Origin of the sequence: Streptomyces sp. CS113 (assembly GCF_002188365.1) — a bacterium.
GTDB lineage: Bacteria > Actinomycetota > Actinomycetes > Streptomycetales > Streptomycetaceae > Streptomyces > Streptomyces tendae.
This window is the reverse complement of record NZ_KZ195574.1, coordinates 949,118-975,801: the sequence shown is the minus strand read 5'-3', so window position 1 is coordinate 975,801 and position 26,684 is coordinate 949,118. Positions and strand designations below refer to the sequence as shown.

Genomic DNA, 26,684 nt, shown 5'->3' with positions numbered 1-26,684 from the left:
CGTCCGGCGTACGGTGACGGCATGAACGACAACGGGCTCGGACGGTTCCTGCGGGCGCGGCGGGGACGGGTGCGTCCCGACGAGGTGGGGCTGGCCGCTGCCGGCCGGCGGCGGGTGACGGGGCTGCGGCGGGAGGAGGTGGCGCTGCTGGCGGGGATCAGCGCGGAGTACTACCTGCGGCTGGAGCAGGGGCGGGACCGCAATCCGTCCCCGGCGGTGCTGGACGCGCTGGCGCGGGTGCTGCTGCTGGACGACCAGGCCACGGCCTACCTGCACGGCCTCGCCACCCCTGGGCCCCGCCGCCGTGCCCGCCGCTCCCGGCCGGAGGCCGTGCCCGGCGGCATCCTGCAGCTCATGGCGGGCGAGTGGAGCGCCACCCCGATCGTGGTCCTCGACCGGTACCTGCGCGTGCTGGCGGCCAACCCGCTCGCCGAGGCGCTCTCCCCGGTGTACACCGTGGGCACCGACACCATCAGTGCCGCGTTCCTCGACGCGGACCTGCGGGCCCTGTACGTGAACCGGGACGAGATGACCGTCCGGGCCGTCGCCGGGCTGCGGGCCCTGATCGGGCCGGACACCGAGGACCCCCGGGTGGTCCGGCTCGTGCACGACCTGTCCATCCGCAGCGAGGAGTTCCGCGGGTTGTGGGCCCGCTACGACGTCAGCGCCGAGGCACACGGGGTCTCCCGGCTGAACCACCCGGTGGTCGGCCGGCTCGACCTGGGCTACGACCGGCTGGCGGTCCCCGGCACCGGCGGCCAGCTCCTCGTCGTCCACCACGCGTCCCCCGGCAGCGAGTCGGCGGCCAAGCTGACACGGCTGTACGAGACGGTGGCAGCCGAGCCGACGTGACACGGGCCGCACGTCCCCGTCCGAGCCGCACCGGGTCCGGGTACGGCGGCCGGTGCGGCAGGCTCCCGTGGGACTGGACATCGCACCGACCGGGCAGCGATCAATGATCCGTGCCCGTGCCCGTGCCCGTGCCCGTGCCTGTGAAGAAGCTGTCGTGCTGCATCTGAAACGCGTCGAGTTTCTCGGGGCCGCGCCGCGCGTACTCCGCCACCTGCTCGAAGTACTCCTCGCGCGGCGCTCCGGGAGAGAAGAGCAGCAGCATGGACAGCATCTCGTCGCTGTCGTTTCTGAACGCGTGCAGTCCGCCTGCAGGCACGTAGAGGAAGTCGCCCTCGCGGGCGGTGACCCAGCGCTCGCCGTCGAAGAGGTCGGCCTCACCCGACAGGATGTAGAACGACTCGGAGATGGAACGGTGGAAGTGGGTCGCAGCCCCCGGCGCCTTGGGACCCATGTCGACCCGGTAGAGCCCGAACTCCCCATCGGTGGAGTCCTGGGTGGCGAGGTAGTGCAGGTCGGTGGAGGGGGTGGTGATCTCCCTCATCGGCGGTGACGTCCGGAACAGGGCGGAGATGTCGCCGTTCTCGCCGAGGTAGCGGGGTTCCGGGTAGGACATGGTCGGACTCCTTGGTCTGCTTGGTCGAACGGGGAGGTGGGCAGAACGGTGGGCGGGGCGGGACGTGGGGCTAGCGGTCACTCGGCACGGGCGTCGGCCGTCGGGCCGGGACCAGCAGGACGGCCGACAGCACGGTCAGGGCGGACAGCAGACCGACCATCGCGACCCGCTCCCCGGTGCTGTACATGCTCAGGTGCTGAAGGTGGTAGAGCGTGTGGAAGACGTTGAAGGCGAGCCAGGCGGCGCCGACCGTCTGTACGTAACGGTTGTCCTCGACGTAGCGCAGGGCCATTGCGGTGACCACCACCATGGCCATGTACAGCGCGGCCATGTCCGTCACCAGGTGCTCGTTGTACGGGCCGAGCCGGACCAGCCATCCCCGTCCGATCCCCGGAAACGTCTCATACCAGGTCTGCGGCGCGAAGTAGGCCCAGATGTGGTATAGACAGGCGGCGATCAGGACGAAGAGGACGGTGCGGCGCACTGCAAGAGTTCCCATGCAGGAGAAGACAGGACGGCCGCACCGTCTGTGACAGGCCGCGCCGGACCAGATCAGCTGGAGCGTCGGCCTCGACGCGGACGAGGTGATCGACGTGCCGGAACGTCTCCGGGTGGCACGCTGGCCGTGTGCGGCCGGGACCGTGGCAGCCTGCGCTACCGTCGTGGAGCCGCCCACTCGCCGCTTTCGTGCATGCGATCCGGGACATATGCTGTCCATGTCATGAGAATGAGCAACGGCGTCGAGTGGGCCCTTCACACACTGCTCAACCTCGACATGCTCGGCGGCGGCCCGGTGGGCAGCGGCCGGCTGGCGCAGGCCCACGCCCTGCCCGCGTCCTATCTGAACAAGCAGCTCCAGCATCTGGTCCGGGCCGGCCTGCTGGTTTCCGTGCCGGGCCCCAGGGGCGGGTTCAGGCTGGCCCGTCCCCTCGCGGACACGACGTTGCGCGACGTGGTGGAGGCCATCGAGGGCGACGCCCGGCTCTTCCAGTGCACGGAGATCCGCTGCTGCGGGAGCATCGGTGAGCTGACGCCGCGCCCCACCACGGCCTGTGCCGTCAAGCTCGCCATGCAGCGTGCGGACGACGCGTGGCGTCAGGCGCTGGAGGCCCAGACGCTCGCGGACATCCGCGAGGAGCTGGACCGCACCCCCCACATCGGCCGGGCCGTCAGGTCCGCGCTCGGCTGACCGCCCCCCCGCCGCGGACTGCCGCCCGCGCGGTCCTCTGTCACGTTTTCGCTCGCTCCCCGGTCTCCAGAGCAGACCATCCGTGAGGGTGCCGGTATGCCCGAGCCACAACAACATGTCATCTGGCATCCCACGATGGGATCAGTGTCACACTCCCATTCTTGACATCAAATATCCAGGATAATTAATGTCCTGGATGAGAGAGGTGTGGCATCCAGCCAGCACTCGCTGCAGTTCCGAGGAGCGACATATGAAGGACATCCTGGTCATTGGCGGTGGCTTCGCAGGCGTATGGAGCGCGGCCGGAGCCGTCCGCGCCCTGCGCGAGGCCGGTGCGACAACCGAGGACGTGCGCGTCACACTGGTCAGCGGCGGGGACGACATGGTGGTCCGCCCGCGTTTGTACGAGGCGGACCCCGAGCGGAAGCGGCTCCCGCTGGACCGCATACTCGGCCCCATCGGGGTCCGTCGGATCACCGCCACGGTCACGGACCTCGACACCGATGCACACACCGTGCTGGCCGTCGACCGCAACGGTGAACAGCGGACGCTGTCCTACGACAAGCTGGTGCTGGCCACCGGCAGCAAGCTGGTGAGGCCCGGCGGGCTACCCGGCATCGAGCACGCATTCGACGTGGACACCCTGCCCGCGGCGGCCGCCCTCGACCACCACCTGCGCCGCCTGCCGCAGCACCCACGTGCGGCCGGCCGATACACCGTCGTCGTGGTGGGCGCGGGCTTCACCGGCATCGAACTCGCCACCGAACTGCACGACCGGCTGCACGCCGTCGCCGACCCCGAGGGCGCGGCCGAAGAGGTTCGCGTCCTCGTGGTCGACCGCGCCGACGTGCTCGGTCCCGAACTCGGCGAGGGTCCGCGACCGCACATCGAGAAGGTCGTCGACGGGCTGAGGATCGAGCGGCGTCTCGGAAACACACTGGCCGCCGTCACCCCCTACCAGGTCACCCTCGCGGACGGCGAGGTGATCCCCGCGGCCACCGTGGTCTGGACGGCGGGCATGGTCGCCAGCCCCCTCACCGCCCGGATCCCGGCCGAGCGTGACCGGCTGGGCCGCCTGCCCGTCGACGAGCACCTGCGGGTGACCGGCGTCCCGGACGTGTACGCCGCCGGTGACACCGCGGCGGCCGTCGTGGAGGGCGGCCACCGCACGATGCAGAGCTGCCAGCACGCCCAGCCGATGGGCAAGTGCGCCGGACACAACGTGGCGGCCGAACTGCTCGGGCGGGAACTGATGCCGTTCGCCCCCGACCCCTACGGCACCTGTCTCGACCTGGGCCCCGCGGGCGCCGTCGTCGCCGAGGGCTGGGACCGCGCCGTACAGATGACCGGCGCGGAGGCGAAGGTCGTGAAGGAACAGATCAACACGCTGTGGATCTACCCGCCGGTCGACGACGCCGAGAAGATCCTCGCCAAGGCGGGTCAGCAGGCGAACGGCGCCTGAGAGCCCGTGCCGCGCCCGGGGTCGCCCGTCGGTACCGGGCGACCGCCCGCACTCGGCCCGCGTCAACTGCCGGGCAGGCACACGAACCGACGACAATCCGATCGACGGACGAGCCGACAAGACACCTGTCTTGTGTTTGACGCCGCACTGGACGACGCACCTCGCGACACCTTTGGGGGAGGCATGGCGCAGACGGCCGAGACGGCACTCAACGTCGTCCTCACCGTGGACGACGCCCCCGGGGTTTCGCGAGCCGTCGCCCTTGGCCTGCGCCGCCGCTACGGCGCCTCCTTCCGCATGGTGCGGGCCGAGTCCGCGGAGACGGGTCTATCGGCACTGCGGGAACTGAAGCTCCGCAGGTCGTCGCCGCGGTACGGTCCCGCATGGCCGACTGGCCGCGCGCTCCGCGACGAACGCCGGACGCTTCCTCGCCCCGCTCGGCGCACCCCCGCCCCGCGATGGTCTCCACCTGGGAGCCGTCCCGCTGCCGCGCCCATCCGGTATGCCCTGTGGTCGGCCCACGATGTCGTACGGCACGTGCGTGACGTCGTCATCCTGGCGTGGTCCTGTTGGGCGGCCCTCGCGCTCTGTTCCGCGTCGAGGGACCCCTCCATTCCCAGACTTCCTCGCCCTGCCATGGCTAGCCACCTCGGACGGGCAGAACCCGAGGAGATACTGCGCGAACTGACGGTGCTGGTCGATCAGGAGGAACCGCTCCCGCTGGAACGCCGGGCAGGCATTGATCCGCCGGACGCCGTCGCCGGGCAAGCACGAGTTGAACTCTCTCCTGCCCGCCGGGGACGACCCGCCTGCCCCGCCGACGAGTTGAGGACGTACTGAGGTACGGACTGCTGACGGGACGTGTTCGGCTCGTTGCTCGAGGAGGTGGGACGGTCAGCCGGCCGGGCCATGGCGCGGCCTCTCAGGAGGCGAGCCAATCCCGGTAACGGGTGGTGGCCAGTCGCGCCCCCGCCTTCGCCGTCAGCGCGTCACCCGGCACGACCGCGAGCATGCCCGCGCTGTCATCGGTCACGACCTCCCGGTCGTCGCCCTCGGCCGCGAGCGTGATCCGACCGAGCGCGTCGAAGGGAAACACCTCGGGACCCGCGAGGTCGACCGTGCCCCGCAGGGGCGGGTTCACCGCGGTCTCCGTGACCACGGCGGCGACCTCCCGGGCGGTGACCGGCTGCACCGGCGTCGACGGCATGCGCACAGGCGTCTCCTGGGCCGCCATGGAGACGAGGAACCGCATAAACTCCATGAACTGGGTGGCCCGGACGATCGAGTACGGGATGGACCCCGACTTAACGATCTCCTCCTGCAGCACCTTGGCCTTGTAGTAGTCCATGCCGGGGACCTCGTCCACGCCGACGATGGACAGCACCACTAGGTGGCCGACCCCGGCTTTCGCGCTCTCCCGGATCAGGTGGGTGGCCGAGGAACGGAAGAACTCCACGGACGCCGCGTCGAAGGTGGGCGAGTTGGTCACGTCGACCACCACGTCTATACCGGCGACGGCTTCGGTAACCCCCTCACCGCTGACCAGGTCGACGCCGGAGGAGCGGGAGTGCCCCGCGACCTCGTGCCCCGACGCCCGCAGCCGCTCGACGACCTGGGAACCGATCATCCCCGTGCCGCCCATCACCGCTACCTTCATCTCTTCCTCCACTGCTCGTGCCGGTTGCGTCGTATGCCACTGAGACCGGGTGACCACGTATCCCGTGACAGGTGACCGGGTACTTCCGTCCTGTCACAGGCCACCGGGGTGTGTTGTCTGTCTACCGCCGGTGGGTGCAAGGTTCCCCCCTGGCGGGACGGGGCCGTGCGTCGTCTCCTGGGGTCGGCGGCGTCGGGGATGTTCACGGTGTTCTGGGGTGTCCCGCGTCGTGTCTCTGTGGAGGTCCGGGTGAAGATCGTGGTGGTCGGGGGCAGGACGCTTGTCGGCGACGCCCTGGTGCGGGTGGCCGTCCGCCGGGGGCACGAGGTGCGCGTGCTGTGCCCGGCCGTCGGTGCCGAGCCCTGGGCCGGTCAGGACCTGGACCGGGACCTGCACGCGGTGCGAGCGGTGATCGACGTCGCAGTCTGCCCGGACCCGGACGAGGCACTGCGCTTCCACCGTGCCTGCACGGTCGGCCTGCTCAACGCCGGCACCGCTGCCGGCGTCGCCCACCACGTCTTGTTCAACCTCACCGGCCGCGGCCCTGTGCCCGAAGGCGGTCTGTTCCGTGCCAAGGCCGCGCAGGAGGACCTCGTCCGTCGCTCATCCTTGCCGCACACGGTCGTTCGTGCCACCCGCCTCTTCGACTTCCTCGCTGCCCTCGCTGCCCTCGCCGCCGTGGCCACGCCTGCCGACGCCGCGCTCCTGGCCCGTGCCGCAGTCCAGCCCCGCGCCATGGAGGGCCTCGCGGAGGCCCTCGCCGACATCGCCGCCGGCCCTCCGGCCAACACCGTCGTCGAACTGGGTGGCTTTCAGCACTGGGGCATCGACCACTTCCTGGCCCAGCACCTCACCGCTCCGCGCCGCCTTGGGTACTCGACCGGCTGACCGGGTGGCGCGTGCGGACAATCCGGAGGCGCCGACGCTCCTCAGCGTGGCACCGTCCGCCGACCGGCATCAGTACTCGACCCGCGCACCACGTTGAGGCACCGGGGTGGCTCGCGGTCCCCGACGTGCGGACGGCGGTGCCTTCCCGACGGCAACCTCGTCGTGGTGGCGGACCGCCGCACCACGCCGGTGTCGTCCGTGAGGACCAGGTTGCCGTGTCGGCCTCCGTCGGGAACGCGATACCGCCCTAGTCGACCGCTTGCGCCTATGGCGGGCCCGACGCCGCCGACACTTGACACGCATGACGGAGCGTCAGGTAAGTCATCATTCACTCAGCATCGGTTCCTGCGGTTCCTGGCGCACGCGCCTGGCCAGTGGTTCGCGGCAGCCCAGCTGGTGAAGGAATGCGCAGGCGGGAAGCCTGGTCACAGCAGCGCACGATTTTCCTGAAGGTCTTCGAGCCGGAGGCATGCAGATGTACAGTGAGCAGCGCCCCTGACCTGCAGAAAGCTGGCGGGGAGCCGTCTTCTAGGAGTCCAAAGTGCTGCGTACTCTGTTCAAGTCCAAGATCCACCGCGCCACCGTCACCCAGGCCGACCTGCACTACGTCGGCTCCGTGACCATCGACGCCGATCTGCTGGACGCCGCCGATCTGCTGCCCGGTGAGCTGGTGCACATCGTGGACATCACCAACGGGGCCCGGCTGGAGACGTACGTCATCGAGGGCGAGCGGGGGTCCGGCGTGATCGGGATCAACGGGGCTGCGGCGCACCTCGTGCACCCCGGTGACCTGGTGATCCTCATCAGTTACGCCCAGGTCACCGACGCCGAGGCACGGTCGTTGCGCCCCCGGGTCGTGCACGTGGACGGCGACAACCGTATCGTCGCCCTGGGCGCGGACGCGTCCGAGCCGGTACCGGGTTCGGACCAGGAGCGCAGCCCTCAGGCCGTGTCGGCCTGACCGTACTGACCTGCGATCCCGCGGGGACGAGGAGCGTGGCTGTGAGTGACATCGAGATCCGTGACGACCGGGCGGCCGGACGGCTGGAGGCGGTCGCGGACGGAGAGGTCGTCGGGCATATCGCGTACTTCGTCCTCGACGCTCCCGAGCGGGCCGTCGTCCCCGTCCACACGATCGTCGAGCCGGCCCACGAGGGGCAGGGCATCGCCGGTTCCCTGGCGCGGGAGCTGTACCGGCTCGCGGGCCGGGAGGGCGTCACCGTCGCACCGCTGTGCCCGTACGTTGTGAAGTGGGCGGCGCGCCACCCGGACGAGGCACCCGCCGCCGATCCGGAGCTGCTGCGCGTCGCGAAGGAGCGGCTCGTGGAGCATCCCGAGCTGTTCTGAGCGGGGACCAAGGGACACACAGGGCACAGGAGACATGGAAGAGGGCGGGGCGCGCGTGCTGGCACTGCTGCACACCTCACCCGTTCACGTGCCCGTCTTCGACGCGCTGCGTGACGCGGCGCATCCGGAGCTCGAACTGCGGCATCACGTCGACGCCGGGCTGCTCGAGCGGGCGCGGCGGGACGGGCCGGAGGCAGTGGCCGAACCCGTCGCGGCCGCGCTGACGCGTGCGGTCGCGGAAGGGGCGCGCGCCGTGCTGTGCACCTGCTCCACCATCGGCGGTGTCGCCGAGGCGGCAGCCGCCGTGGTCGGTGTGCCGGTGCTGCGCGTCGACCGGCCCATGGCCGCCGCCGCGGTGGCCGCCGGTCCACGCGTCCTCGTCCTCGCCGCTCTGGAGAGCACGCTCGCTCCCACGGCGGCACTGATCGAGGAGGAGGCACGGCGCGCGGAACGTCCCGTGGAGGTGCGGACCCGGCTGGTGGACGGCGCCTGGTCGCGGTTCGAGGCCGGGGACGGCGAGGGCTACCTGCGCCGGGTGACCGAGGCGGCCGACTCCGTGACCGGCGCGGACGTGATCGTTCTGGCCCAGGCGTCCATGGCGCCCGCCAGGGAGTCGACGAAGGTCCGTGTCCCCGTGCTGGCCAGCCCCGCGCCGGGACTGGCGGCCGGGGCGGCGGCGGTACGCGGCCGGGTCGGGTGAGCCACGCGGCCCCAGCGGTACGCGGGCGGGTCGGCTGAGCCACACGGCCCCAGCGGTACGCATCTGTGGTCGGCTGAGTCACTCGGGCCTGGCGGTACGCGCCCGGGGCGGCTGAGCCACTCGGGCCCGGCGGTTCATACGGCTGAGTGAGTGGTGACGCGGCCCTCGGGTAGGCGGGGGACAAGTCCAGAGCCGACGTCGACCGACTGGCCGGAGGACAGCGCCATGACGAACCCGTATCCGGATCCCGTTCCGCCCGGTCCCACTCCAGGACCCAACCCCGGTCCGGACCCGGAGCCCCCACATCCGCATCCGGACCCGGCCTCGCCGCCCGCGCCGGGCCCTGGGCCGGAGCCGACCCCTCCGCCCCCGCCTCCGGGCCCCGGTCCGGAACCCACACCCCAGCCCCCGGGCCCCGGCCCGCAGCCGACGCCTGAGCCTCCGGGGCCTCCCGGGCCCTCGCCGTCACCGATCCCGCCGGGGCCCGAGCCCGTGCCCAACCCCGAGCCGGGGCCGCCGCTCACCTGAGCGAGGGGCGGCAGGGGCCGGGGAGGGCATGAGGCAAGGGGAAGGGGTTACGCGGTGACCTCCGACCGGTCCCCGCCCCACAGCGTGTGGAAGGCGCCGTCCCGGTCCGTCCTGCGGTACGTGTGCGCCCCGAAGAAGTCCCGCTGCCCCTGGGTGAGTGCGGCGGGCAGCCGCTCGGCGCGCAGGGCGTCGTAGTAGGCGAGGGCGGCGGAGAATCCCGGCGTCGGTACGCCCTGCCGGGTCGCGGCGACCAGGACCTCGCGCCAGTCGTCCTGCGCGGCGGCGATCTCCTGGGCGAAGGTCTCGTCCGACAGCAGACTCGGCAGGTCCGGCCGGGCGTCGTACGCCGCGCGGATCCGGTCCAGGAAGGCCGCCCGGATGATGCAGCCGCCGCGCCAGATCGCGGAGACCGCGCCCAGGTCGATGTCCCAGCCGTACTCCTCGCTGCCGGCGGCGATCTCGTGGAAGCCCTGCGTGTACGACACGATCTTCGAGGCGTACAGGGCCTGCTCGACGCGGTCGGCGAAGGCGGCCGCCTCCGACTCGCCGAGCGGCGACGCCTTCGGGCCCGCCAAGCCGCGCGAGGCCTCGCGCAGCGCCGCGTGACCGGACAGGGAGCGGGCGAAGACCGCCTCCGCGATGCCGGACACCGGCACTCCCAGGTCCAGGGCGATCTGTACGGTCCAGCGGCCCGTCCCCTTCTGCTCCGCCTGGTCGACGACCACGTCCACGAACGGCTTGCCCGTCGCCGCGTCCACGTGCGACAGCACCTCCGCCGTGATCTCGATCAGGTACGAGTCCAGGCGGCCGGTGTTCCAGGTGCGGAAGATCTCCGCGATCTGCGCGGGGGAGTATCCGGCGACGTCCCGCAGCAGTTGGTACGCCTCGCCGATCAGCTGCATGTCGGCGTACTCGATGCCGTTGTGCACCATCTTGACGAAGTGCCCGGCACCGTCGGGGCCGACGTGGGTCACGCAGGGGGCCTCGTCCGCGGCCTTCGCCGAGATCTTCTCCAGCATCGGGCCCAGCGACTCGTACGACTCCTTCGAGCCGCCCGGCATGATGCTCGGGCCGTGCAGCGCGCCCTCCTCGCCGCCGGAGATGCCGGTGCCCACGAAGTGGATGCCCTGCTCGCGCAGTTCCCGCTCCCGGCGCCGGGTGTCCGCGAAGTGCGCGTTGCCGCCGTCGATGATCATGTCCCCGGGTTCGAGGAGCGGGGCGAACTCCCGGATCACCGCGTCGGTCGGGTCACCGGCCTTCACCATGATCACCAGGCGTCGCGGGCGCTCGAGGGCCGCCACGAACTCCTTGGCGGTCTCGGTCGCGACGAAGTCGCCCTCGTTCCCGAACTCCTCCACCAGCGCGTGCGTGCGCGCCGCGGTGCGGTTGTGGACCGCGACCGTGTAACCGTTGCGGGCGAAGTTTCGGGCGAGGTTGCGGCCCATGACCGCGAGACCCGTGACGCCGATCTGCGCTGTACTGCTCATTGCGTTGGCTCCTAGTGACCTTGGTGTCTGTGGTGCCCGTGTCCGCCAGTATCGCCATTCTCGCCGCTCGACCATGCTGACGTGCCGGTACGCCGGCCGCACTTCGTGCTTCCAGGGGTCCAGTACGGCGGGGAGGGGCCCGGTTCCTCAGCGGGCGGACCCCTCAGCCGGTCAACGGCCGCCCGATCCCGGCCACTCGGGGTGACCAACCGGCCGGTTGCCGTCTTGTCATGGCCGGTTCGCGGCGCTTACTTTTGCCCCTCCTGACGCAATGTCGAGGGGGACCTCCATGGCCGTACGCGGCCGGCACCGCCGGTATCAGCCGAACAGGATCAACCGCGCCTCACTGACCGTCACCGCGGGGGGCGCGGGGCTGGCCCTCCCCCTCGTCGGCACCGGCACGGCCCACGCGGCCGACGTGGAGACCTGGGACAAGGTCGCCGCCTGCGAGTCCACCGACGACTGGGACATCAACACCGGAAACGGCTACTACGGCGGGTTGCAGTTCACCCAGTCCACCTGGGAGGCGTTCGGCGGCACCCGGTACGCCCCGCGCGCCGACCTGGCAACCAAGGAAGAGCAGATCGCCGTCGCCGAGAAGGTGCTCGACGTACAGGGCCCCGGCGCCTGGCCGGTGTGCTCGGAGCGGGCCGGGCTGACCCAGGGTGGTGACACGCCCGACTTCCGGCCGGCCGGGGGAGCGGCGTCGGCGAAGAAGTCGGGTTCGGTCAAGGACGTCCAGCCGCAGACCACCCCGCAGTCCCGCGCGGGCAAGGCCCGGATGTACACGGTGATCACGGGCGACACCCTCTCCGGCATCGCCGACACCCACGAGGTCCGGGGCGGCTGGCAGCGCCTCTACGAGGCCAACCGCGGCGCGATCGGTTCCGACCCCGATCTGATCCTGCCCGGCCAGCGGCTGTCACTGCGCGGCGAGGCAGCCGCCGCGGCATCCGGCACCGAGACGCGGAAACAGGACAAGCAGCGGACGCCGCAGCCGAAGCAGAAGCAGCAGCAGACGCCGCAGAAGAAGGAAGAGAAACGGGAGCCGAAGTCCGAGCCGAAGGAACAGAAGCGGCAGGAGCAGCAGAAGGCGCCGCAGAAGTCCTCCTCCGACAGCGGCAAGGCCAAGACCGGCAAGGCCACCACCCACCGGGCCGTCGTGGCCCCCGTCGACGCCGCCACCGGCACGCCCTACCACCAGGCGGGTTCCTCCTGGTCCAAGGGCTACCACACCGGCGTCGACTTCCCCGTCCCCACCGGGACCTCCGTCAAGTCGGTGGCGGCGGGCCGGGTGGTCAGCGCCGGGTGGGGCGGTTCGTACGGCTACCAGGTGGTGGTCCGGCACGCGGACGGCCGCTACTCCCAGTACGCGCACCTGTCGGCGATCTCCGTGAAGAACGGCCAGTCGGTGGGCGTCGGCCAGCGTCTGGGACGCTCCGGGTCCACGGGCAACGTCACGGGCCCGCATCTGCACTTCGAGGTGCGGACCGGGCCCGGCTTCGGTTCGGACGTCGACCCGGTGGCGTACCTGCGGGCCGGCGGCGTCAGGATCTGATCCGGACCCGTCGGCGGCCGAGCATGGGCGGCGGGACGAACGGACCGCCGTAGAAGGGGCCGTAGGAAAACGTCCCGTCGTCGCTCTCCACGGGCGTCCGGACCTCGTACGCCTCCTCGGCGGGGGCGGTGTCGGGGACCGGCGGCGCCACCGGGGACGGCACGACGAGCTTGTCGGAGAGCCGGGCCGCCGGAGCGACCGCAGCCATTCGGTCCACCGGCGCTTCCCGCTCCACCGGCGCCGCCCGCTCAGCCGGAGCCGCCGCGATCGCCGCGGCCACCGGCTCCCGGACCGGGGCCCGCTCGACCGCCGCGGCCGTCGCGGCCACCGGCAGCGGCCCGAGCGCCACGGCCGCCCCGGCTCCTGCCGCCACGAGCCCTGCCGCCTCCGCCCCGGCCCTTGCCGCCACGAGCCCTGCCGCCTCCGCCTCCGGAAGCGCCACGGCGTCCTCGGCCCGGGCCGAGACCTCACCGGAACCGGTGTCGGTGTCGGTGCCGGAACCGGCGCCCTCCCGCGCGATCCGCTCCGTCGTCAGCATGATCAGGCCACCGGCCGCCACCACACCGCAGCTCAGCGCGAGCACGGTCCCGGTCGTGCCGTACCGGAACGTCTCGCCGAACATCGTGATGCCGACGACGGCGGCCACCACCGGGTTCACGACGGTCAGCGTGGCCAGCGGGGCCGCGAGGCCGGCGCCCCGGTAGGACGCCTGGGACAGCACCATGCCCGCCGTGGCCAGTACGCCGATCACGGCCAGCGACGGCAGGTCGCCGGCGGACACCCCGCCCGTCCAGTCGACCGCGACGGTCTTGGTGAAGACCGAGGACATCCCGAAGGCTATGCCGGACGCCGTCGCCAGCAGGATGCTGCGGACCGCCGGGTGCCGGTGCGCGGCCCGGCCGGCGATCATCAGCGCCACGACCGCACCGCCGGTGACCAGGGCCGCCCCGATCCGCTGCGCCGTGTCCAGCGACTGCGCGTCGGAGGCGCCGACCAGGGACAGCAGACCGGCGAGACCGACCGTGGCCATCAGCGCGCCGCGCCAGGCCGTCGCACCGGCCCTGCGACCCACGAAGAGCGCCGCCATGGGCAGCGCGAACACGATGGTGAGCGCTCCCAGCGGCTGCACCAGGCTCAGCGGACCCAGCGCCAGGGCGACCACGTGCAGCAGACCGCCCAGACCGTTGAGCGACACGGCACCCCACCAGGCGGGCCGGCGCAGCGGGGCGTACTGGGCATCGGGGGACGACGCCGCGACCTGCTCTTGCACGATCGCTCCGCCCGCGTAGGCCACGGCGGAGACGAGCGACAGCAGCACGGACAACGCGAGGGCGCTCATCGGCTGCTCCTCTGCGTGAGGCGGGGGCGCTGGGCCCGGCGCGGCGAACGGTCGTCATCCATGGACAACACGATGCCGTCTCAGGGTCTTCCCGTCGTCGTCCCTGAGCATTCTTTGGGTCCTACTACCGATGGAGTACGACGGCGGCGCCGTCCTCCCCAGGGTGGGCGACTTGGGTCCCCCACCCCTGGCCCAGCCCCTTAGGGGCCCTGATACTACTGCTCTCCGTGGACCTCGACCCCGCCCTCCGCGCCCTCCGCCCGCTCGGCGGCTTCTTCGCCCTGCACGCCTCGCGCCCGGTGCCGTCGGGGCGAGCCGCCGACGTCGCGCCCCTCGTGCAGGCCTACGCACCCGGATACGGGAACGCGGCGGCGGACGTTCAAGTTCCGGGGCGGCGCGCCGATCCGCTGGGCCGCCGGGTCCGCACGGTCGCCGCCGCGCTCGGCGCCCCCGAGACCCGGGTCGCCGCCTCCGTGGCCCAGCAGGGGCTCGCGGCCCGCCTGTGGTCGGTGGCCCTGGCCTGCGCCGCCCGGTACGGCCACGTCCCGGACCTCGATCCGCGCCTGCTGCACTGGGATCCCGAGGCCGGCGCCCCCGACGACCTGTGGCTCACCGAGGTGCACGCCCTGCCCGCGGACGCCGGCACCGTCGCGGACGTCGTCCTGACCGCCCACCTGGCCCCCCTCACCGAGGCCGTGCACGCCCGCTACGGCGTCGCGAGGGGACTGCTGCGCGGCAACGCTGCCTCCGCCCTGGCCGGCGCCGGACGCGAACTGGACCGCTGGGCCCGCCGCCAGGGCCATGCGGACACCGCCGCCCGCGCCCGGTCCCTCACCGCAGGCCTGCTGGCCCACCCCCTGCTCGCCGGAACGGGGACGCTCACCGGTACCTCCTTCCGGCGCCGCAGCTGCTGCCTGTACTACCGGGTGCCGGGCGGCGGCGTCTGCGGCGACTGCTGCTTCCCGAGCCCGCCGGGACCCGCCCGCTCCCCGCGCGCATCCGGACCTGGCCGCCTCCCGCACCCTCCGCGCTCTTCCCCGGGCGCCCGCTCTGGGTGACCATGAGGGAACCAGTCGCCGAGACGGGAGGTTCCGGGTGCGCGTGGGACTGCTGACCCGTGAGTTCCCGCCGGACGTGTACGGCGGCGCCGGAGTCCACGTCGAGTTCCTCGCGCGGGAGCTCGCCCGCCTCGTCGACCTGGACGTGCACAGCTGGGGCGAGGGCCGCGGCGACGGCGTGCTGCGCCACCGCCCCTGGTCCGCGCTCGACGGCGCCAACGACGCGCTGCGCACCTTCTCGGTGGACCTCGCCATGACCGCCGCCCTCGAAGGGCGCGAACTGGTCCACTCCCACACCTGGTACGCCAACCTCGGCGGCCATCTCGCCAAGCTCCTGCACGGCGTCCCGCACGTGATGACCGCCCATTCCCTGGAGCCCCTGCGTCCCTGGAAGGCTGAGCAGCTCGGCGGCGGCTACACCCTGTCCGGCTGGGCCGAGCGCACCGCGATCGAGGCGGCCGACGCGGTGATCGCCGTCTCCGGCGCGATGCGCGCGGACATCCTCGGCTGCTACCCGGCGCTCGACCCCTCCCGGGTGCACGTCGTGCACAACGGCATCGACACCAGGCTCTACCGGCCCGACCACGGCACGGACGCGCTGGACCGGATCGGTCTGGACCGCTCCCGCCCCTACGTCCTGTTCGTCGGCCGCATCACCCGGCAGAAGGGCGTGCCCCATCTGCTGCGCGCGGTACGGGACATCGACCCGGCCGCACAGGTCGTACTGTGCGCGGGTGCCCCGGACACCCCCGAGATCGACCAGGAGTTCCGCGACCTCTTCGCCGAACTGAGCCGGGCCCGCGAAGGCGTGCACTGGATCCCGCGCATGCTGCCGCGCCCGGATGTGATCCAGCTCCTGACCCACGCCGCCGTCTTCGTCTGCCCCTCCGTGTACGAGCCCCTCGGCATCGTCAACCTGGAGGCGATGGCCTGCGCCACCCCGGTGGTGGCCTCCCGGGTGGGCGGCATTCCCGAGGTCGTGGCCGACGGCGAAACGGGGGTACTCGTCACCAAGGACGGTGACGGGGACGCGACGGCGGACGACGACTTCGAGGCCGGTCTCGCGCGCGCACTGGACTCCGTGCTCGGAGATCCGGACGCCGCCCGGCGGATGGGCGAGGCGGGCCGGGCGCGGGCGGTGGAGGAGTTCGGCTGGGACACGGTCGCGCGCCGCACGGTCCGGCTCTACGAGGAGATCCTCAAGCGGGCTTAGGCCGCCCCGCTCCGGGGCGGCCGAGGGTGAACGAGGGTGAGGGGAGCGGCCATGCGTCGTGGAGGTCCTTCGGTGCTCGGCATCGTGCTGGCGGGCGGAGAGGGCAAACGCCTGATGCCCCTGACCGCGGACCGCGCCAAACCCGCGGTCACCTTCGGCGGCACCTACCGCCTGGTCGACTTCGTGCTGTCCAACCTGGTCAACGGCGACATCCTGCGGATCTGCGTGCTCACGCAGTACAAGTCGCACTCGCTGGACCGGCACATCACCACCACCTGGCGGATGTCCAGCCTGCTCGGCAACTACGTCACCCCGGTCCCCGCCCAGCAGCGCCTCGGCCCGCGCTGGTTCCTCGGCAGCGCCGACGCCATCCTCCAGTCCCTGAACCTGGTCCACGACGAACAGCCGGAGTACGTCGCGGTGTTCGGCGCCGACCACGTGTACCGGATGGACCCGCGCCAGATGCTCGCCCAGCACATCGAGTCCGGCGCGGGCGTCACCGTGGCCGGGATACGCGTGCCGCGCGCCGAGTCGCCGTCCTTCGGCGTGATCACCCCGGGCTCCGACGGGCAGACCGTCACCGGGTTCCTGGAGAAGCCGGCCGACCCGCCCGGTCTCGCCGACGACCCCGGGTGCGTCTTCGCCTCGATGGGCAACTACGTCTTCACCACCAAGGCCCTCGTCGAGGCGCTGCACCGGGACGCCGAGGACGAGGACTCGGTGCACGACATGGGCGGTTCGATCCTGCCCCAGCTCACCGACCGGGGCGAGGCCGCGCTGTACGACTTCAGCGCCAACCACGTCCCCGGGGAGACCTCCCGGGACCAGGGCTACTGGCGGGACGTGGGCACGCTGGACGCCTACTACGACGCCCACATGGACCTGATCGCCGAGCGGCCCGCCTTCAACCTCTACAACCGGGACTGGCCGGTCTACACCCACTCGACGCAGCTGTCGCCCGCCCGCTTCAACGCCGGCGGCATCGCCGGCGAGTCGATCATCAGCGCCGGGTGCCTGATCCGGGGCCAGGTCACCCGGTCCGTGCTCTCCCCGGGCGTGGTGGTCGACCCGGGTGCGGTCGTGCAGGGCTCGGTGCTGCACGACAACGTGCACATCGGCCGCGGTGCGGTGGTGCGCGGGGCGGTCCTCGACAAGAACGTGGAGGTGCCGCCGGGCGCGACGATCGGCGTCAACCCGGAGCGGGACGGCGAGTTGTACACCGTCTCCAAGGGCGGCGTGATCGCGCTGGGCAAGGGGCAGCGGGTGCCGTGACGGACACCCGCCCGGACGGGCGAGGGGACGGACGACGGCTCCGGGCCGCGTGATACGCGCGTTGATCCCGGGGCCGTTGTCATGTCCCTGGACGTCAAGCGGAATCCGTGTTGTCATGCCTCTGCACCGCTGCTGTTACATCGATGTATGACATCGATGTCCTGAGCCATCAGCCACCACCCGTTCTCGAGGAGAGGGTCAGTGCGCACCAAACGACTCAGAGACAAACTCGCCCTGTTGCTGGCAGCCGCGCTCGGCGTCGCGGGACTCGCCGCCGTACCGGCGGCCAACGCGGCCGACGACGACGGCACCGCGGAGGTCCACGGCCTGAAGGGCGAGTACTACACCCAGTCCGCCCCCGGCGCCTTCGACTTCCATGAGCTGAAGGCCACCGGCTTCGACCAGCAGGTCGACTTCAACACCCTGGAGCCGCGACTCGCCTTCGCCACCGGGCAGTCGGACGACGTGAGCGTCCGCTGGACCGGCAAGCTCGTCCCGGAGAAGACCGGCGCCCACACCTTCTCGATCATCGGCGACAACGGCTTCCGCCTCTGGATCGGCGGACAGCTCGCCATCGACCACTGGGTCGACGACTGGGACCGCGAACAGACCGCCCAGCCCATCGAGCTGACGGCCGGCCAGTCCTACGACATCAAGCTGGAGTACTTCGAGCACTACGGCGGCTCCAACCTCCACCTGCGGTGGACCGAGCCCGGTGGCAGCAAGGAGGCGATCCCGCAGTCGGCGTTCCGGCTGCCCGACGGCTTTGACTACAACGGCGCGACGGCGACCACCGTCCAGTCCACCGGCCGCACCCTCAAGCTGGACTTCGCGAGCCCGCTGGCCGCGCCCCCGGCCGGTCTCACCGACCACCTCGAAGCGGTGATCGGCGGCGCCACGTGGCCGCTCGGCGAGACCAAGCTGGACCCCGCCGACCCCAGTGCCCTGCTCGTCGCCCTCGACCAGCCCGTCGTCGGCAACAAGAACGGCGACGCCCCCGGCACCGCCGACGTCCGCTACGACGGCGAAGGCGGCCTCACCGACACCGAAGGCAACGTTGTCAACGCCTTCTGGAGCAGCGGCGGCAACGAGTCCACCTACGAGCTGCGCACCGACTGGGCCGACGAGGTGGGGCCGGACAACGCCCTCCCGGAGTACCCGCGCCCGCAGCTGACCCGCGACGACTGGCAGAACCTCAACGGCCGCTGGCAGTTCGCCGCCGCCGAGGCGGGCGAGCAGCCTCCGGTCGGCAAGAACCTCAAGGAGCGCATTCTCGTCCCGTACCCGGTGGAGTCCCAGCTCTCCGGCGTCCAGCGGCACGAGGACCGCATGTGGTACCGCCGCACCTTCACCGTGCCCCGCGACTGGCACATCGGCTCCGCCCAGCGGCTGAAGCTGAACTTCGGCGCCGTCGACTGGCAGTCCGAGGTGTACATCAACGGCACCAAGGTCGCCGACCACAAGGGCGGTTACGACAAGTTCAGCGCCGACGTCACCGACGCCCTCAAGCCCGGTCGCACGCAGGAGCTGATCGTCGGCGTCTACGACCCGACCGACGCGGCGAACGGCGAGAACCCGCCGCTCGGCAAGCAGCGCCTGGACCCGAGCGGCATCTGGTACACGCCCAGCTCCGGCATCTGGCAGACCGTCTGGATGGAGCCGGTCGCCCGGGACCACGTGGACTCCCTGAAGCTCACCCCGAACGTCAGCACGAGCACCCTGACCGTCGAGCCGAAGGGCGTGCGCGACGGCGTGCGCGTCAAGGCCACGGCGTACGCCGGGCACCGCAAGGTCGCCACGGTCAGCGGCCGCACCGGCGAACCGCTGACCCTGAAGATCCGCGACCCGCGCCTGTGGTCGCCCGACGACCCGTTCCTCTACGACCTGAAGGTCACCGTCGGACGCGACCACGTCGAGAGCTACTTCGGCATGCGCTCCATCGCCGTCGAGAAGGTCGACGGCGTCCCGCGCACCATGCTCAACGGGAAGCCCACCTTCCTGATGGCCACCCTCGACCAGGGCTTCTGGCCGGACGGACTGCACACCGCGCCCACCGACGAGGCCCTCGCGTACGACCTCAAGCTGCACAAGCAGCTCGGCTTCAACTCGGTGCGCAAGCACATCAAGGTCGAGCCCGACCGGTGGTTCTACTGGGCCGACAAGCTCGGCCTGATGGTGTGGCAGGACATGCCCGCGATGACCGCCGGGAAGAACCCGTCCACCGCCGCCCGCGCCGAGTACGAGCGGGAGATGAAGGAGATGATCGACGAGCACATCAGCCACCCGTCGATCATCATGTGGGTCACCTTCAACGAGGGCTGGGGCCAGTACGACATCGGCCGCGTCGCCGCGCAGGCCAAGGCCTGGGACCCGACCCGGCTCGTCAACAACCAGTCGGGCCTGAACCTCGGGGCCGACGGCGGCGCCGGCGACATCATGGACGAGCACGGCTACCCGAGCCCCGCCCTGCCGCCGTCCCCGGACGGCGAACGCGCCCTGGTCACCGGCGAGTACGGCGGCCTCGGCCTCGCGGTGCCCGGCCACGCCTGGTCCGTGCAGCAGTCGTACGTCGACGTCGACCCGCAGACGTACACGGACGACTACCTCACCAAGCTCGACGAGGTGCGCGCCCTGGTCTGCCGGGGCAGCAACGGCGCCGTCTACACCCAGATCTCGGACGTCGAGGGCGAGCTGAACGGCCTGACGACGTACGACCGCAAGGTGCTCAAGCCGGACGTCGAGCGGGTGAAGGCCGCCCATGAGGCGCTCATCCACGACGCGTCCCAGCCCACCCCGGCGGGCTGCACCGCCTGATCACCGGCACTCGAGGAACCACCGCACGACGAGGAACAACCGCACGACACAGCAGACCTTCCGGAGGTCACCGCACATGAGAGGCACCCGGCGTCTGCGGCTGTGCGTGGCCGGGGTGGTGGCAGCGTCCGCGCTGCTCACCGCCCCGGCGGCGCAGGCCGCCCCGACGACCGACCAGAACCTGACCGACCTCGTGAACCCGTTCATCGGAACCGAGAACGAGGGCAACACCTACCCCGGCGCGGCCGTGCCCTTCGGCATGGTGCAGTTCTCGCCGGACACCGGCCACAACGTCGGCTACGACTACTCCAACGACCACATCCGGGGCTTCTCCCTCGTCCACCTCTCCGGCGTCGGCTGCGGACTCGGCGGCGACCTGCCGGTGCTGCCGACCACCGGTGACGTCACCGAGACGGACTACGCGAAGTACGCCGCCGGCTTCAGCCACGACGACGAGGAGGCGGGCCCCGGCTACTACCGCGTCGGCCTCGACTCCGGTATCGACGCGGAGCTGACCGCCACCGCACGCACCGGGGTGCAGCGCTACACCTTCCCGGCCACCGGCAAGGCCAACGTCCTGCTCAACGCCGGCCAGTCGCTGCACAAGAACATCAGCACCACGGTCGAGGTGCTCGACAGCCGCACCGTGCGCACCGCGATCACCGGCAGCGGCTTCTGCCAGGACACCAAGCCCTACACCGTCTACACCATCACCCGCTTCGACCGGCCCTTCACCTCCTACGGCACCTGGGACGACGGCAGCGTGACCGCGGGCGCGAAGACCGGCGGCGACGGCGCCTACGTCCGCTTCGACACCACGAAGGACCGCACCGTCGAGGCCACCACCGCCCTGTCCTACGTGGACGCCCGCGGTGCCGCGCTCAACCTGCGCGCCGAGGGCGGGCACTCCTTCGACGCCGTGCGCCGCGGTGCCGAGCGCACCTGGGAGAAGCGGCTGGACGACGTCAAGGTCCGGGGCGGCGACGACACCCTGCGCCGCACCTTCTACTCGTCCCTGTACCGGTCCTTCCTCGCGCCGAACATCGGCAGCGACGTCGACGGCCGCTACACCGGCTGGGACCAGGAGATCCACCGCGCCAAGGGCTTCACGTACTACCAGAACTGGTCGCTGTGGGACACCTACCGCACCCAGTCCCAGCTCCTCGCCCTGCTCGCGCCCCGCGAGGCCCGGGACATGGCGATCTCCGTCATCAAGATCGACGAGGAGAGCGGCTGGCTGCCCAAGTGGGGCTACGGCACCGTCGAGACCAACATCATGACGGGCGACCCGGTGACCCCCTTCCTCACCAACGCCTACCAGCAGGGCCTGCTGCACGGCTGGGAGGAGAAGGCCTACCGCGCGCTGCGGAAGAACGCCGACGGCGTCCCGCCCGCCGACTCGCCGGCCGTCGGCCGGGAGGCCAACCGCGAGTACCTCGCCGACGGCTTCGCGCCGTACGTCAAGGGCCGCCAGCACGCCAAGCCCGGCGACTCGGACTACGACCACGGCGCCTCCGCCACCCTGGAGTACGCCCTGTCCGACGCCATGCTCTCCCGCATGGCCCGCGACCTCGGCCACGACGCGGACGCGAAGCGGTACGCCGAGCGCGCCCAGAGCTACCGCCACGTCTTCGACCCCTCGACCGGCTTCTTCCGCGCCCGCGACGCCGAGGGCGCCTTCACCGGCCCTGCCGACCCGGCGCAGAGCGAGGGCTTCCACGAGGGCACGTCCTGGCAGTACCAGTGGCTGGTGCCGCAGGACCTGCCCGGCATGATCGACCTCATCGGCGGAACCGACGCGGCGAACGCGCGGCTCGACTCCTTCTTCGCCTACGACCAGCTCCTCGCCGACCCGGCGAAGACCGCCCGCGAGGTGTGGGTGAACGGGCCGTACGACTACTACAACGCCGACAAGTACAACCCGCAGAACGAGCCCGACCTGATCGCCCCGTACACCTACCTGTCGACCGGGCAGCCCTGGAAGACCACCGACGTGGTGCACGCGGCGCTCACCCTGTTCACGGACACGCCGACCGGCATGACCGGAAACGACGACCTCGGGACCATGTCCGCCTGGAACGTCCTGTCCTCGATCGGGATCTTCCCGATCCAGCCCGGATACGACACCTGGGGCCTGTCCACCCCGGTCTTCGACCGCGTCGACCTCACCCTCGACCGCCGCTACTACCCGCGCGGCGCCCTGACGATCACCGCGCCCGGGACCTCGGACACCGACCGGTACGTCCAGTCGGCCCGCACCGACGGCTCGGCCTACGCCCGCACCTGGATGACGACGGACGCCCTGCGCTCCGTGCGGTCGCTGGCGTTCACGGTCGGCCCGCAGCCGTCCGGGTGGGGAACCTCGGCCCAGGCGGTGCCGCCGCCCCTGACATGAGGTGACGTGAGCACAGACGCCCCATGAGTCACAGCAGTCCCGCCCCTACCGAAAGGGGCGGGACTTTAATCTGTTGTTAACTGTGCGTAGCTTGATCGTACTTGACCGTAATCGGCGGAGAGCGATTGACTGCTTGTCCACCCGTAGTCCATCCGCCGCTCCCGCGTCGTCCTTGCGAGGCAAGCCCTTGACTGCCGATCCGCTCGCTCCCCTCGACCTGGCGTTCTGGAACATCGAGTCCGCCGAGCACCCCATGCACCTGGGCGCACTCGGCGTCTTCGAGGCCGACTCGCCCACCGCGGGCGCCCACGCGGCGGACCTGCTCGCGGCCCGCGCCCCCGCGGTCCCCGGACTGCGGATGAGGATCCGGGACACCTGGCAGCCGCCCCTGGCCCTGCGCCGGCCGTTCGCCTTCGGCGGCGCGACGCGCGAGCCGGACCCCCGCTTCGACCCGCTCGACCACGTGCGCCTGCACGCCCCCACCACCGACTTCCACGCCCGGGCCGGACGTCTCATGGAGCGCCCCCTGGAGCGCGGGCGGCCGCCGTGGGAGGCGCACGTCCTGCCGGGCGCGGACGGCGGCTCCTTCGCCGTGCTGTTCAAGTTCCACCATGCCCTGGCCGACGGCCTGCGCGCCCTGACCCTCGCCGCCGGGGTCCTCGACCCGATGGACCTGCCGGCCCCCCGGCCCCGCCCCGAGCCGCCGTCGCGCGGGCTCCTGCCGGACGTGCGCGCCCTGCCGGACCGGCTGCGCGGCGCCCTGTCGGACGCCGGACGCGCCCTGGACATCGGCGCCGCCGCGGCTCTGTCCACCCTCGACGTGCGCTCCTCGCCCGCGCTCACCGCCGAGTCCTCCGGCACCCGCCGGATCGCGGGGGTGGCCGTGGACCTCGACGACGTGCACCACGTCCGCAAGACCACCGGCGGCACCGTCAACGACGTACTGATCGCGGTCGTCGCCGGCGCCCTGCGCCGCTGGCTGGACGAGCGCGGCGACGGCAGCGAGGGCGTCGCGCCCCGGGCCCTGATCCCCGTCTCCAAGCGCCGCCCGCGCACCGCACACCCCCAGGGCAACCGGCTCTCCGGGTACCTGATGCGGCTTCCGGTCGGCGACCCGGACCCCCTCTCCCGCCTCGGCACGGTCCGCGCCGCCATGGACCGCAACAAGGACGCCGGGCCCGGCCGGGGCGCCGGAGCCGTCGCCCTGCTCGCCGACCACGTCCCGGCGCTGGGCCACCGGCTCGGCGGGCCGCTGGTCTCCGGGGCCGCCCGGCTCTGGTTCGACCTGCTGGTCACCAGCGTGCCCCTGCCCAGCCTCGGGCTGCGGCTCGGCGGCCACCCGCTCACCGAGGTCTACCCGCTGGCGCCGCTGGCCCGCGGCCACTCCCTGGCGGTGGCCGTCTCGACGTACCGCGGACAGGTCCACTACGGCCTGGTCGCCGACGCGAAGGCGGTGCCGGACCTCGACCGGTTCGCGCTCGCGGTGGCCGAGGAGGTGGAGACCTTGCTCACGGCGTGCCGTCCCTGACCCCGGCGGGTTTGGATCCGCGCGCCGCGCTGAATAAAATCCGCTGTTCGACAGCGGTCGCCTCTCGGAGCGCCGCGACGGTGACCAGGGAACGGCAGCGGCGATGACGGTGACACAGGACGGTGCGGCGACCACGGACGAGGTGGTGGCCTCCGCGTACGGCCCCGGCATCGACCCCGAACGGCTCGCGGTCTGCCTCGACGTACTGAAGGAACTCGACGAGCTGGACGTCGACCACCCCGACGCGATCGCGGTCCGCCGGGCGACCTCGCACATCTACCGCATGGTCAAGCAGCGCCGCCGTCAGGAGCGCCGCGCCGCCAAGACCGCCCACGACAAGGCGGTCACCGAGGCCACCGCCACCGGGTCCGCCGAGCGCATCGACGACGAGACCGAGGGCCTGCTGCCCTCCTCGCGCACCGAGCAGGGCACCATCGCGGGGATACTCCAGCGCCCCCGCTCCTGCTACATCTGCAAGCAGCGCTACGTCGAGGTCGACTACTTCTACCACCAGCTCTGCCAGGACTGCGCCGCCGAGAACCGGACCCGCCGCGACGCCCGCGCCGACCTCACCGGCAAGCGCGCCCTGCTCACCGGCGGCCGGGCCAAGATCGGCATGTACATCGCGCTGCGCCTGCTGCGCGACGGCGCGCACACCACGATCACCACCCGCTTCCCGAAGGACGCCATCCGCCGCTTCAAGGCCATGGACGACTCCGGCGACTGGATCCACCGCCTGGAAGTCGTCGGCATCGACCTGCGCGACCCCGCCCAGGCCGTGGCCCTCGCCGAGCAGGTCACCGAGCAGGGCCCGCTCGACATCCTGATCAACAACGCCACCCAGACCGTGCGGCGGCTGCCCTCCGCGTACGCCGCGCTGGTCGAGGGCGAGAGCGCCCCGCTGCCCGCCGGGGAACTGCCCGCCCACCAGGTCATCGGCGCCTTCAACTCCGGTGCGGTGGACGGCCTGGCCGCGCTGCCGCTGGGCGCCTCCGGGCTCGACGCGCAGAAGGTGGCCGACCTCGCCCTGGTCGCCGGGAACGCCAGCGTGGTCCGGCACCGCGAGGGCACCGCCATCGACGCGGGCGGCCTGGTCCCGGACGTCGTCGACTCCAACACCTGGGTCCAGACCATCGAGCAGATCTCGCCGGTGGAACTGCTGGAGACCCAGCTGTGCAACTACACGTCGCCCTTCATCCTCATCAGCGCGCTGCGCGCGTCGATGGCCGAGGCCGCGCGCAAGGCGGCGTCGGGGCGCGCCTACGTCGTCAACGTCTCCGCGATGGAGGGCGTGTTCGCGCGCGGCTACAAGGGTGCCGGTCACCCCAACACCAACGCGGCCAAGGCCGCCATGAACATGGTGACCCGGACCAGCGCCCAGGAGATGTTCGACACCGACAAGATCCTGATGACCTCCGTCGACACCGGCTGGATCACCGACGAGCGTCCCCACTTCGACAAGCTGCGCCTGGCCGAGGAGGGCTTCCACGCCCCGCTCGACCTGATCGACGGCGCCGCCCGCGTCTACGACCCCGTCGTGCGCGGCGAGGCGGGCGAGGACCTGTACGGCGTCTTCCTCAAGGACTACGCGCCCGGCAAGTGGTGACCGGGCACTCCGGGCGGCCGGGCGCACCCGGTCCGCACCGGACGGTGCCTCAGTCGACCGCGCCGAGCCGCGAGTTCCGGGCCGCCGTCAGCTCCAGCACCGTGCGCCAATCCTCCAGCACCCCGGCGTCGAAGACGGCGGTGCGCGCCTCCTCGTCGGCCTGGCACAGACTGGCCAGGTCGTCGTCGTGGTCCCAGGCCTCGGGGTGGGCCTGACGGCGTACCAGGCGGGCGACCCGCGCGCCGAGCAGCGGCCGTACCGCGTCGGCGGTCCTGGCGGCCGGGCTGCCGGGCCACAGCAGCCGGCCCACCGGCGCCACCAGCCCCGCGACCTGGAGCTCCTTGTCGGCGGGCCGGCGCCGGCGCAGCAGCGCCGCGGTGCGCAACGCGTGCCCGTGCGGATCCCCGGGCCCACCGCCGGCCCCGGCGGCGGGCCGCTCGCCCCGGCAGGCGTACAGCAGGTCCATCAGCTCCTCGACGCTGCGCAGTTCCATGCCTCGGTCCTCCCACGAGACAGCCGTTGCCGACGAGCAGCAGACCATGGCGAGCTTGCGGCGCAGCCAACGGCAACTTAACTGCGCGACCCGACGCCGCCGACATTCGAAGGCGTGGACGTCGATGTAGGCCGAACGGGTGAGTTGCGCACGGTGCGAAAGCGGAGAAACAGGGGCAGACTCGGGTCAACTGCGTATGGGGCGAAGGGCAATGGTTCTCCCATCTTTTGAGCCCCATAGAGCGCACCCCCGCTCATTTGGTTAATCTGGTCCGGACGGGCGGCAGCACGGGGACCCACCCACACCCAAGGTCCGTCATGGGACAAGCCGGTTCACAGCGGTTTGCCTCCGCACGAGTTGCCGGCGCCACCGCGTCCGAACTGCATTCGACCCACACTCGAGCGGGCGCCGGGTGCCGGACACGAGACTGGCACCGACAGGGCCCCGAGGGTGACCCGACACATAAGGAGTGCGCGGTGACACCGGAAACGACGACGACCCCAGAGCAACGCACCGAGGAACGCACCGGACGAGCCGGCCGCCGGCCAGGAGAGATCGGCAGCCTCGACGTGTGGGCGCGCTCCGCGCCCATCCGCCTCGCGGGCTACGAGGAGGACCTCGCCGAGCCGCACATCCTGCCGAGCGTGGACTGACCCGCACGCCACCCACCGAGGTCGCCGGGCGC

At 71.9% G+C, this 26,684-nt stretch carries 22 protein-coding genes and 1 pseudogene; 17 read left to right on the top strand and 6 right to left on the bottom strand.

Annotated elements, in window-relative coordinates; translation table 11 throughout:
- Positions 1 to 21 precede the first annotated feature (21 nt).
- Positions 22 to 852 (top strand): helix-turn-helix domain-containing protein, encoded by an 831-nt coding sequence (locus B9W62_RS04180; RefSeq protein WP_087805311.1) that lies wholly within the window; start codon positions 22 to 24, stop codon positions 850 to 852.
- Between the two features lie 100 nt (positions 853 to 952).
- Here the strand turns inward: B9W62_RS04180 and B9W62_RS04175 are convergent, their stop codons facing one another.
- Positions 953 to 1,465 (bottom strand): cupin domain-containing protein, encoded by a 513-nt coding sequence (locus B9W62_RS04175; RefSeq protein ID WP_087805310.1) that lies wholly within the window; start codon positions 1,463 to 1,465, stop codon positions 953 to 955.
- 70 nt (positions 1,466 to 1,535) lie between these two features.
- Positions 1,536 to 1,964: a hypothetical protein gene (locus B9W62_RS04170; RefSeq protein ID WP_218781981.1), complete on the bottom strand. Its 429-nt coding sequence runs from the start codon at positions 1,962 to 1,964 to the stop codon at positions 1,536 to 1,538.
- Between the two features lie 222 nt (positions 1,965 to 2,186).
- Between B9W62_RS04170 and B9W62_RS04165 the strand changes: the two genes are divergently transcribed.
- From B9W62_RS04165 to B9W62_RS39455, 3 genes and pseudogenes are all read left to right on the top strand, one after another.
- The gene (locus tag B9W62_RS04165) at positions 2,187 to 2,654 is read left to right on the top strand and encodes an RrF2 family transcriptional regulator (RefSeq protein WP_087805306.1); all 468 of its coding nucleotides are present in this window, start codon (positions 2,187 to 2,189) and stop codon (positions 2,652 to 2,654) included.
- 250 nt (positions 2,655 to 2,904) lie between these two features.
- Positions 2,905 to 4,116 (top strand): NAD(P)/FAD-dependent oxidoreductase, encoded by a 1,212-nt coding sequence (locus tag B9W62_RS04160; RefSeq protein WP_087805304.1) that lies wholly within the window; start codon positions 2,905 to 2,907, stop codon positions 4,114 to 4,116.
- Positions 4,117 to 4,299: 183 nt separating this feature from the next.
- Positions 4,300 to 4,473: pseudogene (locus B9W62_RS39455) on the top strand (fused response regulator/thioredoxin-disulfide reductase); the annotation flags it as partial.
- Between the two features lie 565 nt (positions 4,474 to 5,038).
- Here the strand turns inward: B9W62_RS39455 and B9W62_RS04155 are convergent.
- Positions 5,039 to 5,773, bottom strand: a complete 735-nt coding sequence (locus B9W62_RS04155) for an SDR family oxidoreductase (protein ID WP_087811727.1) — start codon at positions 5,771 to 5,773, stop codon at positions 5,039 to 5,041.
- Positions 5,774 to 6,022: 249 nt separating this feature from the next.
- Here B9W62_RS04155 and B9W62_RS04150 point away from each other — a divergent pair, with 249 nt between their 5' ends.
- From B9W62_RS04150 to B9W62_RS04135, 4 genes are all read left to right on the top strand, one after another.
- Complete coding sequence (locus tag B9W62_RS04150) at positions 6,023 to 6,661, top strand: SDR family oxidoreductase (protein WP_143665451.1); 639 nt, start codon at positions 6,023 to 6,025, stop codon at positions 6,659 to 6,661.
- A 541-nt stretch (positions 6,662 to 7,202) separates the two neighbouring features.
- Positions 7,203 to 7,622 carry an aspartate 1-decarboxylase gene (gene panD / locus B9W62_RS04145; protein WP_087805301.1) on the top strand — a complete coding sequence of 140 codons (420 nt, stop codon included), beginning with the start codon at positions 7,203 to 7,205 and terminating at the stop codon, positions 7,620 to 7,622.
- Positions 7,623 to 7,663: 41 nt separating this feature from the next.
- Complete coding sequence (locus B9W62_RS04140; RefSeq protein ID WP_179235334.1) at positions 7,664 to 8,008, top strand: GNAT family N-acetyltransferase; 345 nt, start codon at positions 7,664 to 7,666, stop codon at positions 8,006 to 8,008.
- A 55-nt stretch (positions 8,009 to 8,063) separates the two neighbouring features.
- Complete coding sequence (locus B9W62_RS04135) at positions 8,064 to 8,708, top strand: aspartate/glutamate racemase family protein (protein ID WP_087811726.1); 645 nt, start codon at positions 8,064 to 8,066, stop codon at positions 8,706 to 8,708.
- A 575-nt stretch (positions 8,709 to 9,283) separates the two neighbouring features.
- Here B9W62_RS04135 and gndA read toward each other — a convergent pair.
- Positions 9,284 to 10,723 carry an NADP-dependent phosphogluconate dehydrogenase gene (gndA, locus tag B9W62_RS04130; protein ID WP_087805297.1) on the bottom strand — a complete coding sequence of 480 codons (1,440 nt, stop codon included), beginning with the start codon at positions 10,721 to 10,723 and terminating at the stop codon, positions 9,284 to 9,286.
- Positions 10,724 to 11,012: 289 nt separating this feature from the next.
- Between gndA and B9W62_RS04125 the strand changes: the two genes are divergently transcribed.
- Positions 11,013 to 12,281, top strand: a complete 1,269-nt coding sequence (locus tag B9W62_RS04125) for a transglycosylase family protein (protein WP_087805295.1) — start codon at positions 11,013 to 11,015, stop codon at positions 12,279 to 12,281.
- Here the strand turns inward: B9W62_RS04125 and B9W62_RS04120 are convergent.
- Positions 12,271 to 13,620, bottom strand: coding sequence for a DMT family transporter (locus tag B9W62_RS04120; RefSeq protein WP_087805293.1), 1,350 nt, complete (start codon positions 13,618 to 13,620; stop codon positions 12,271 to 12,273). The two genes, B9W62_RS04125 and B9W62_RS04120, sit on opposite strands and share 11 nt — an antisense overlap.
- A gap of 227 nt (positions 13,621 to 13,847) precedes the next feature.
- On the opposite strand from B9W62_RS04120, the gene B9W62_RS04110 reads away from it, so the two are divergent.
- The 7 genes from B9W62_RS04110 (at position 13,848) to B9W62_RS04080 (ending at position 25,506) form a co-directional block, all read left to right on the top strand.
- Positions 13,848 to 14,678, top strand: coding sequence for a (2Fe-2S)-binding protein (locus B9W62_RS04110; RefSeq protein ID WP_087805291.1), 831 nt, complete (start codon positions 13,848 to 13,850; stop codon positions 14,676 to 14,678).
- A 37-nt stretch (positions 14,679 to 14,715) separates the two neighbouring features.
- Positions 14,716 to 15,891, top strand: a complete 1,176-nt coding sequence (gene glgA, locus B9W62_RS04105; RefSeq protein WP_087805289.1) for a glycogen synthase — start codon at positions 14,716 to 14,718, stop codon at positions 15,889 to 15,891.
- Between the two features lie 51 nt (positions 15,892 to 15,942).
- Positions 15,943 to 17,163, top strand: coding sequence for a glucose-1-phosphate adenylyltransferase (glgC, locus tag B9W62_RS04100; protein ID WP_087805287.1), 1,221 nt, complete (start codon positions 15,943 to 15,945; stop codon positions 17,161 to 17,163).
- A 201-nt stretch (positions 17,164 to 17,364) separates the two neighbouring features.
- The gene (locus B9W62_RS04095) at positions 17,365 to 19,977 is read left to right on the top strand and encodes a PA14 domain-containing protein (RefSeq protein WP_087805285.1); all 2,613 of its coding nucleotides are present in this window, start codon (positions 17,365 to 17,367) and stop codon (positions 19,975 to 19,977) included.
- A gap of 76 nt (positions 19,978 to 20,053) precedes the next feature.
- Positions 20,054 to 22,372 carry a GH92 family glycosyl hydrolase gene (locus B9W62_RS04090; RefSeq protein ID WP_087805284.1) on the top strand — a complete coding sequence of 773 codons (2,319 nt, stop codon included), beginning with the start codon at positions 20,054 to 20,056 and terminating at the stop codon, positions 22,370 to 22,372.
- Between the two features lie 187 nt (positions 22,373 to 22,559).
- Positions 22,560 to 23,900, top strand: coding sequence for a WS/DGAT/MGAT family O-acyltransferase (locus B9W62_RS04085; RefSeq protein WP_087805282.1), 1,341 nt, complete (start codon positions 22,560 to 22,562; stop codon positions 23,898 to 23,900).
- A gap of 103 nt (positions 23,901 to 24,003) precedes the next feature.
- Positions 24,004 to 25,506 carry an SDR family NAD(P)-dependent oxidoreductase gene (locus B9W62_RS04080; protein WP_087805280.1) on the top strand — a complete coding sequence of 501 codons (1,503 nt, stop codon included), beginning with the start codon at positions 24,004 to 24,006 and terminating at the stop codon, positions 25,504 to 25,506.
- Positions 25,507 to 25,555: 49 nt separating this feature from the next.
- Here B9W62_RS04080 and B9W62_RS04075 read toward each other — a convergent pair whose 3' ends face one another.
- Positions 25,556 to 25,999 (bottom strand): hypothetical protein, encoded by a 444-nt coding sequence (locus B9W62_RS04075; protein ID WP_087805278.1) that lies wholly within the window; start codon positions 25,997 to 25,999, stop codon positions 25,556 to 25,558.
- Positions 26,000 to 26,475: 476 nt separating this feature from the next.
- Here B9W62_RS04075 and B9W62_RS04070 point away from each other — a divergent pair, with 476 nt between their 5' ends.
- The gene (locus B9W62_RS04070; protein WP_087805276.1) at positions 26,476 to 26,652 is read left to right on the top strand and encodes a hypothetical protein; all 177 of its coding nucleotides are present in this window, start codon (positions 26,476 to 26,478) and stop codon (positions 26,650 to 26,652) included.
- Positions 26,653 to 26,684: the final 32 nt, after the last annotated feature.

Excerpts from the sequence above, each read along its gene's own strand:
- B9W62_RS04160 (WP_087805304.1), top strand. The coding sequence starts at position 2,905 with ATGAAGGACATCCTGGTCATTGGCGGTGGCTTCGCAGGCGTATGGAGC.
- B9W62_RS04120 (WP_087805293.1), bottom strand. The coding sequence starts at position 13,620 with ATGAGCGCCCTCGCGTTGTCCGTGCTGCTGTCGCTCGTCTCCGCCGTG.
- B9W62_RS04080 (WP_087805280.1), top strand. The coding sequence starts at position 24,004 with ATGACGGTGACACAGGACGGTGCGGCGACCACGGACGAGGTGGTGGCC.
- B9W62_RS04180 (WP_087805311.1), top strand. The coding sequence starts at position 22 with ATGAACGACAACGGGCTCGGACGGTTCCTGCGGGCGCGGCGGGGACGG.
- gndA (WP_087805297.1), bottom strand. The coding sequence starts at position 10,723 with ATGAGCAGTACAGCGCAGATCGGCGTCACGGGTCTCGCGGTCATGGGC.
- B9W62_RS04155 (WP_087811727.1), bottom strand. The coding sequence starts at position 5,773 with ATGAAGGTAGCGGTGATGGGCGGCACGGGGATGATCGGTTCCCAGGTC.
- B9W62_RS04175 (WP_087805310.1), bottom strand. The coding sequence starts at position 1,465 with ATGTCCTACCCGGAACCCCGCTACCTCGGCGAGAACGGCGACATCTCC.
- B9W62_RS04125 (WP_087805295.1), top strand. The coding sequence starts at position 11,013 with ATGGCCGTACGCGGCCGGCACCGCCGGTATCAGCCGAACAGGATCAAC.
- B9W62_RS04170 (WP_218781981.1), bottom strand. The coding sequence starts at position 1,964 with ATGGGAACTCTTGCAGTGCGCCGCACCGTCCTCTTCGTCCTGATCGCC.
- glgC (WP_087805287.1), top strand. The coding sequence starts at position 15,943 with ATGCGTCGTGGAGGTCCTTCGGTGCTCGGCATCGTGCTGGCGGGCGGA.
- B9W62_RS04090 (WP_087805284.1), top strand. The coding sequence starts at position 20,054 with ATGAGAGGCACCCGGCGTCTGCGGCTGTGCGTGGCCGGGGTGGTGGCA.
- B9W62_RS04165 (WP_087805306.1), top strand. The coding sequence starts at position 2,187 with ATGAGAATGAGCAACGGCGTCGAGTGGGCCCTTCACACACTGCTCAAC.
- B9W62_RS04075 (WP_087805278.1), bottom strand. The coding sequence starts at position 25,999 with ATGGAACTGCGCAGCGTCGAGGAGCTGATGGACCTGCTGTACGCCTGC.